General features: G+C 34.1%; 7 protein-coding genes and 3 pseudogenes. 2 read left to right on the forward strand and 8 right to left on the reverse strand.

Translation table 11 applies throughout. The features are described from left to right. Positions 1 to 145: 145 nt before the first annotated feature. The 3 genes and pseudogenes from ABH959_RS26715 to ABH959_RS26725 form a co-directional block, all read right to left on the reverse strand. Entirely contained in the window at positions 146 to 670 is a 525-nt protein-coding gene (locus tag ABH959_RS26715; protein ID WP_235661835.1) for a site-specific integrase, read from the reverse strand. Between the two features lie 17 nt (positions 671 to 687). Beyond that, positions 688 to 1,151 (reverse strand): annotated as a pseudogene (locus ABH959_RS26720) (ArpU family phage packaging/lysis transcriptional regulator). A 202-nt stretch (positions 1,152 to 1,353) separates the two neighbouring features. Further along, positions 1,354 to 1,956, reverse strand: coding sequence for a DUF6944 family repetitive protein (locus tag ABH959_RS26725; RefSeq protein ID WP_404446751.1), 603 nt, complete (start codon positions 1,954 to 1,956; stop codon positions 1,354 to 1,356). Between the two features lie 704 nt (positions 1,957 to 2,660). On the opposite strand from ABH959_RS26725, the gene ABH959_RS26730 reads away from it, so the two are divergent. Continuing rightward, a complete protein-coding gene (locus tag ABH959_RS26730) occupies positions 2,661 to 3,725 on the forward strand; it encodes a BclA C-terminal domain-containing protein (RefSeq protein WP_404493382.1) in 1,065 nt (354 codons plus the stop codon). Positions 3,726 to 4,433: 708 nt separating this feature from the next. After that, positions 4,434 to 4,589, forward strand: a pseudogene (locus ABH959_RS26735) (spore germination protein); the annotation flags it as partial. A gap of 87 nt (positions 4,590 to 4,676) precedes the next feature. Here the strand turns inward: ABH959_RS26735 and ABH959_RS26740 are convergent. From ABH959_RS26740 to ABH959_RS26760, 5 genes and pseudogenes are all read right to left on the reverse strand, one after another. Continuing rightward, complete coding sequence (locus ABH959_RS26740; protein ID WP_016093792.1) at positions 4,677 to 4,955, reverse strand: AbrB/MazE/SpoVT family DNA-binding domain-containing protein; 279 nt, start codon at positions 4,953 to 4,955, stop codon at positions 4,677 to 4,679. A 357-nt stretch (positions 4,956 to 5,312) separates the two neighbouring features. After that, positions 5,313 to 5,390, reverse strand: a pseudogene (locus tag ABH959_RS26745) (restriction endonuclease); the annotation flags it as partial. Between the two features lie 172 nt (positions 5,391 to 5,562). Beyond that, positions 5,563 to 5,937 carry a putative mucin/carbohydrate-binding domain-containing protein gene (locus ABH959_RS26750; protein WP_258550635.1) on the reverse strand — a complete coding sequence of 125 codons (375 nt, stop codon included), beginning with the start codon at positions 5,935 to 5,937 and terminating at the stop codon, positions 5,563 to 5,565. 30 nt (positions 5,938 to 5,967) lie between these two features. Then, positions 5,968 to 6,690 carry a thioesterase II family protein gene (locus tag ABH959_RS26755; RefSeq protein ID WP_113937214.1) on the reverse strand — a complete coding sequence of 241 codons (723 nt, stop codon included), beginning with the start codon at positions 6,688 to 6,690 and terminating at the stop codon, positions 5,968 to 5,970. Between the two features lie 16 nt (positions 6,691 to 6,706). Continuing rightward, a complete protein-coding gene (locus tag ABH959_RS26760) occupies positions 6,707 to 7,381 on the reverse strand; it encodes a 4'-phosphopantetheinyl transferase family protein (RefSeq protein ID WP_003192751.1) in 675 nt (224 codons plus the stop codon). Positions 7,382 to 7,797 lie beyond the last annotated feature (416 nt).

The raw sequence follows: 7,797 nt of genomic DNA on the forward strand, positions 1-7,797 counted from the left end.
CTATGCACTTTTTTATACATTCCTATCCTAGCACGGTTTTTGGATTCTTGTTTGTTACTAGAACTGTATAAAATCTTGCATACTCTTAGCATGAGTTTTTCCAAAATGCTGCAATACCCTAGATTTAAAAAGAAATAAGCAGTGATTAGATTTTAAACCTAGTCATTGCTTTATCCATTGCATCTTGATTTACACCTATATAACGTAACGTGACCTTCTCTGACGAGTGATTGAATATCTCCATAAGTAATGCTATGTTTTTCGTTTGCATGTACATGTGATACCCGTATGTTTTTCTTAACGTATGTGTTCCTATTTCATCTAACCCAAACTCTGCCGCTGCTCCGCTTAATATCTTATATGCCATGCTACGACCAATTGGACGATTCTTACCTTGTCTGCTTTGCAATAAATACTCATTGTCTTCTCTTTCTACAATAAACCATTTAAGTTCTCTTTTCAGCGCTGCAGTAATTTGTATTCGTTTCTCTTTCCCTGTTTTCTTTTCCCGCATAGATATATGGCTGCCTTTAACATCCCCTACCTTCAATTTCAAAATATCTGAGATTCTGAGACCTGTATTAATACCCATAATGAAGAGAATGTAATTACGTAAGCTCTTTTCCTTAAAATACTCTTTTAGCTGTTGTATTCGCTCTGGATCACGTATTGGCTAAACAAAATTCATTATTCATTACCTCCAGATTCTTCAGTCTCATAAACTTCTAATCTAAGAGCAAATGCTAATTTATAAAAAGCATTTGATTTATTTCTTCTATATGTACGTTCACTCATACCAATATCGTTATAAACCATATAATCAAAGACTTCCTCATCTTCCAAATATCGTTTTACAATGATATCTCGTTGATTTTTGCTAAATCGACTTAATGTTTATCAATTTGAAAAGATAAACGTTGTAATTTTAATTCTCTTTCACTCATTGCAACATTTGCTAAAGCAACATCTTCAGCTGGCTTGCCTACCATGTTTGTTGGGCCATGATATCTTACCTCGCAAGAAGCTGTGACCTTCACCTCATTTCTAATCATCCCAAATTTTCTATAAATACGAACATTTTCAAGAATCTCTTCTAAACGAACTTGTGTTGCTTTACGATCAATTTTAGGTAAGAAAGTTAATTGCGTCATATATAAAAACACTCCTTATCTATTTTATTAATAAAAAAACAAAAAGCGGACACCAAACCATAGAGCACTATCACTTATGCTCTTTATGGTTTGATGTCCGCTGGTTCTTCCAGTAGGACTAAATATTTAATTGGTATTATTATATCATTTTCTCATATTTTAGTAACTTTGTTATTTGAAAAGGATTATTTTATTAAGTCCTCTATGAAATACTTTCTTCTATCTCTTGGCTTTCTTCTCTTATTTGACCGATTAATGAAACTACTGAACCGACCGCTTGGACCCAACTCCCCGTAATCACTATAAGCTGCCCATCCTCCTCATCGTCTTCCGAAATTCCCTCCACTTTATCCCGACTAGCTTTCAATTCATCTATTCCACCTATTGCCTGTAATGAATTACCAGTCGCTTGTAACACATTCCCGATAATGATATACGATTCATCCATATTGGAACTATCTTCTATTTCCCCACCTATTGATGTAACACCACCTAATGCTTGTATCCAATTTCCTGCAATTACTAATTTTTTTTTTGTTTCATCTTCAAATTCTATAATGAGTCCTGTTAGAACCGTTACATTACCAATTGATTGGATTTCGTTCCCAATCAATTCAAGGGATATTTCTCCTTGTCCATCAGCTTCCAGACCATTCCCCGTTGCCTGTAATACATTCCCCCATACGCTCAAATCTTTTCTTAATTCGCTGTTCAATCTTTTTAAAGGTGTACTCCCAATCGCAGCAATAATTGTCCCTACTGCAACAAACCATGCGCCAACTATCTCCTTAATCGGATCATCCATTCTCAATCTACCCCGTCATTAATTTACTACTTGCAAGATATGTATTGGAGCATCTTCATGTTAATGGCCTACTTCTCTCCCTCCTGAATAAAGCTCAATATTTCGTCAATACTATACATACATCTAGAGTTACATCACTGTTTGGAGCAGTTAGCTACTTCAGCTAGCTGCTTTGTTGTGCCAAATTAATTTTGGGTTCAAATAATTCACACCTTTTGAAAAATACAGATCCGATATTACGTATTCTTTTACAGTAATGGTACTGGTCATAAGAGCATCCTCAAAGGTTGCTCTTTTAAATTTAATCTTCTCTTTAATCTTCTCTTTAATCTGTTCACAATTTTATGCGGTAGACATATTATTAACAAGACAAGACATAGTTTATATATAGTGGTGCACAAAAAACTTTGTGCACCATTTTTCATCTCGATAACTTAGTATTTAAATAGCTTTTTTGTTCAAATACTTCACGCCCATGAAAAAATTTCATTTGGTATCACGTACTCTTTTACACTAAGAGCTTTGATACGAAGAGCACTTATATATAGTGCTCTTTTTGGTATGGAATGCGAAATAAAGGCTTGCTCTTAAAACCTTTTATGTAATTATTATAGGTTTCCTCCTTACACCCGTGCGTCTGTTTACTCATAAGTTGTTAAAGTATAAATATAAATTGGTAGTTAATTTATAAGGGAGGTGTAAAAATGAGTAAATTTAAAAAGAATTGTCACATACCTTTTCCATGTTCCTTTCCTTTGCCTCAAATAGGGCCTACTGGAATAACTGGAGCTACTGGACCTTCTGGGCCAACCGGCATAACCGGAGCTACTGGACCTTCTGGTGGACCTCCGGGGCCTACTGGACCTACTGGACCTACTGGAATAACTGGAGTAACCGGACCTTCTGGTGGACCTCCGGGGCCTACTGGACCTACTGGAATAACTGGAGTAACCGGACCTTCTGGTGGACCTCCGGGGCCTACTGGACCTTCTGGAATAACTGGAGCAACCGGACCTTCTGGTGGACCTCCAGGGCCTACTGGACCTTCTGGAATAACTGGAGCAACCGGACCTTCTGGTGGACCTCCAGGGCCTACTGGACCTACTGGAATAACTGGAGTAACTGGAGTAACCGGACCTTCTGGTGGACCTCCGGGGCCTACTGGACCTACTGGAATAACTGGAGCAACCGGACCTTCTAGTGGACCTCCGGGGCCTACTGGACCTACTGGAATAACTGGAGCAACCGGACCTTCTGGTGGACCTCCGGGGCCTACTGGACCTACTGGAATAACTGGAGCAACCGGACCTTCTGGTGGACCTCCGGGGCCTACTGGACCTACCGGACTTACAGTATCTGGGTTATCTCATTATGCTTATGTTTTCAATACAGCAGCTCAAGTTGTTGCCTTAGAAGCACCTATTCTTTTTAATTCACATGGTAAAATGACACCTGGTTTTACTCATACGCTTGGAACTTCTCAATTGATGGTTCTTAATGCAGGAGATTATAAAATTTCTTTTTCTATATCAGGAGTTGAGCCTAATCAATTCACACTTTTTTTAAATGGTGCTCCGGTTACCAGCGCAGTTTATGGATCAGGTGCAGGAACTCAACCAAACAACGGCCAAACAATCCTCACTTTAGCTGCAGGTGATATTATTACCCTTAATAATCATACTTCCGCTGCTGCAGTTACTTTGCAGACTTTGGCAGGTGGAACACAAACAAATATAAATGCTTCGATTGTAATTGAAAAATTAAATTAATTTAATCATTTATTTCTTGAAACTCTGGCAGTAAATAACCTAGAGTGGATTCTTTTTTTAACAAGCAGTTAGCTTTTGCTAGCTGCTCTTTTAATTAAAATAACGATTTTATTTTAAAACTACACAAAGCGAAAGAAATACGCATACAATGTCGCGGATTCTTTTTCAATGTAAGTTTGGGTAGAAGAGCACCTTGGTAAGCGCTCTTTAATTTCTACTGTATATTTTTATACGCAATTCATATACTTTAAATAACCTGTTATGTCTTCAACAAATATTTTAGTGACATTCCACTTTTTTGAGACAACAAGCCCTCCGGTTGTTGTCTTTTTTCTCTATTCAAATAAGGATTTTGTTTTAAAATTGTACCTACCTAAATAGCACGTATACAATATCGTGTGTATTCATATTCAATATAAATTTTAGTCAGAGAGCTCTTTCCAAAGAGCTCTCTATTTTTCAAATCAGGACCTTGTTCTATTTTTTATTTAAAACGTATAAATCAAAATGGTGGTAAGTAATTATCTTGACAATTGAATAATTCTTATTTCGGCACCTATACGAAGTGCTCTTTTTTGATTATTACAAAATAACTATTTTATTAAAATCTTCACGAGCAATAACTTCGAATTCTTAGATCAAAATGAACCTCTAGATGATTACAACATATGCTAATTTAAATACTTTCTAGGAAATTAGGTGCGTACTATGCCCTCAGTTGTAGCAAACCTTGTCGCACAAAATAGTACTGGTTCTTTCAACTTAGGCGATTTTTATAATGTTTCTCCAAAAGAGAATACAAAATCTTATAATGGTTCAGGATCATCAAATGTTGGTTTTGTTATCAATACCTTTAGCGGTGTTAGGTTCGTTGTGTTATTATTTTTTATAATAAATACGGTACATGAAATTATTTTATTGATTTTAAAAAAAGCCCCTTGTAAGGGCCACTTATTTTACAAGGTACTGTTTTACTTCTTTTATTAATAGTTCCGCACCTTCTGGATTTAATGTTATCTTACCATTTGCTAATACTATGTTACGATTTGACACCTCTTCTGTTAATGCACAAACACCACCAGGCTGATACTTCTGTAAAACAATGTCTTCACCTTCTACAAAGATCTCTAATGGTGATTTTTCTTTCATACCTAGCGTATTTCTAAGTTCCTTTGGAATTACCACACGCCCTAACTCATCTACTTTTCTAGTTACTCCGGTTGCTTTCATCTAATATCTTTCCCCATACATGAAAATTTAGTTTCATTTACAAAAGAACAAGTAAAATAAATAGAGGATTTTTGGCACGATAACAAGATAAGTAATTGAAATGAAGCAATTCGTCAGCTAGTAGAAAAGGGTTAAGTCTTAAATAATGACTAGCCTTTTTATTCCCCCTAAAAACCCCAAAAACACATTTAAAGTCCTTATCTGTCTTTACATATGTTTTTAAAATGAACAAGACCTATTTTAACTTGTCCATCGAAACGCAAAATAAACAAACCTGAAAAGTCGTTTTTAAATTAAACTTCCTTTTTTTAATACACTCTTTAAAAAATTGAAAAAGAGCTGAATTTTTATCACAGCTCATGTATTTATTAGCTCTGTATGCGTACATGTAGAGTGTTGAGAACATCCAAAAATCTTGCTTCCTGTTTTATTTGATGTACAAAATCAGTCTTTTCTAAATCAGAAAGATTTAATTCACAGAATTTTTGGACTTATAGTATAAAATACGATTCCGTTAAAAATCTACTATCGTTCCTCTTCATATATTGGCACCAGAACCTCCTTTTTAACCAAAAAAGTTGAGGATTCCCCCAACTTTTTGATTCATCTATTGTCTTATTAGTCCTGTAGATGTAACCTGATATATTCTCTTCTTACCCATATATTCCTGTTTGCCATTCTCAAGGTTAGTTAAAGTAGCTCGTATCTTTTCCTTTTCTGCTTCCCCTTCTATATGGGTAAGTTCAATGTAATCCCCAACTTTTACAGGAACGGTTTGGGTTTCAGCAGTTCGTTGTCTATTTCCCACAATTTCTTTATTGTACACAACGCTACCCGATGAGTTCTGTACTTTTATACTTGCATACGTACTATTAAAGTAGGAATGTGGTATACCAGCTTCTAATTGTATCTGCATTTTTTCTATCTCTTTATTCAATGATGTTTCAACAGAACCTGTATTTTTCACCTTTAATATTTTTATTTTTCAACCATAAGTATACCTAGAAATATTCTAAAAACTAGTTGAAAATCTTTTAGATTCTAACTTTCTTATAATACCACTTGCTATTTCTTCAATATTTTCATTTAGAAAGAAATGATTACCTTCAAATGAATTGAAGGTACACGATTTACTTGTGTATTGTTTCCATTTTTTTACCTCATCATATGTAGTTAATTCATCTTTTTTTCCGTTCAATACAAGAAAATCAATGTCACATGCTCGTATATTGTTGTTATAGATATATGTCTCTACAATTTTAAAATCTGCTCTTAGAATGGGGAGAAAAATTCCCATTAATTCTTCTGATTGTAGTACCTCGGTTGATGTTCCCCCCATTGCAATAACTTCATTTTTGAATTGTTCATCGGGTAGGTTATGTCGAATATTTTTTATCTTACTATTAGGATGATTTCTACCGGATAAAACAAGAAATTCAGGCAATACATTATTAGAATCCTGTATTTTTCTAGCTAATTCATAGGCAATCAAGCTTCCCATGCTATGCCCATATAAAATATAGGGCGAATTATCTAGTTGCTTGACTATACTATTGTAGACATCATTTACAGCCTCTTCCATACTCTGGTACAGGCTTTCTTCAATTCTATATCCTCTACCGGCTAACTCTATTGGAACTACTTCAATATGTGGATTAAAGTAATTTTTCCATTTTGAGTAACTAAACGCAGAGCCACCAGCATGTGGAAAGCAAAAAAGTTTAGTCTTATTCATAGATTTTCTCCTTACTTTAAAATTTGTTTATATTTTGGCCAATTGTATAAAAGTCTTTAATTATTATCTCATTCGGTAATTCATCACGTGTTGCACAAGCAGATATCTTATAATTTGGATCAATATTATATTGTCTAAAGTAAAAGTTTTGAGGTATATTCGTGTATGAAATTAAAGTTCGTGACTCTTTTTTTACAGAGAATGAATTTAACGGGATATAAAGTCCTTTACCAATCATTTTTATATGGCTTTCTTTTAATGTCCATAAATCAAAAAAATAATTGATTTGTTCATCAGAATTCATATTAGATAAATCATAAAATTCTTCCTCTGAAAAAAATTCATTTGCTAATTTAAGAGCCTCTATGTCTGAAACTCTTTCAATATCAATACCTACATTAGAATTAGCAGTGGCACAGACCACCCATTCTCCTGAATGCGAAATATTAAAGTGAAAGTCAGAAAAATTTTGAACAAAAGGTTTTCCGTACTCATTATATATAAATTTAATTTCTTCATTATTCATTTTATATTTTTGGCAAACTAGGGAACGGATTAATAAATCTCCTATCAAAGTCCTATTAATATCACATAAATTTAATAAACGCTTCATTCGTTCTCTCTTCTCATTTGAAATCAAGTTACTAAATTGATTAAACAAATGATTTTCAATATTTTTTGGTATTTTCACAGCATGAATTTGTATGATAAATCACTTCCTTTTTAAAAGGATTTCTTCCTATGTATACGTTATAGAAATTCAATTTCATTTTCTAACTTGCATTTATTCAAGTGCAAATATAATAGAAAAGGTGCATATTTACATATCAATGAAAATATACACCTTTCCTCAGCAATATCATCAAAGCATTCGCTTCTGGTACAAAAACTTCAGAGAATTTACAGCATACTATGAACAACTCATATATGTTTCTATGTCCCTATCAAGCAAGCCCCTTAAAAAGTAATGCTCTTGATATATATATACATAATCTCCTACACTTGATGTGCAGTTATTGGACTGCTCTCTTTATTTACACTACTACTCACAAATAACAACTTTAATAATAACAATGTTTGTTTATAAAGTTGCCTCTTTTGTGCTCT

The sequence above is a fragment of the Bacillus sp. RC51 genome (assembly GCF_044908115.1).
Lineage (GTDB): Bacteria > Bacillota > Bacilli > Bacillales > Bacillaceae_G > Bacillus_A > Bacillus_A mycoides.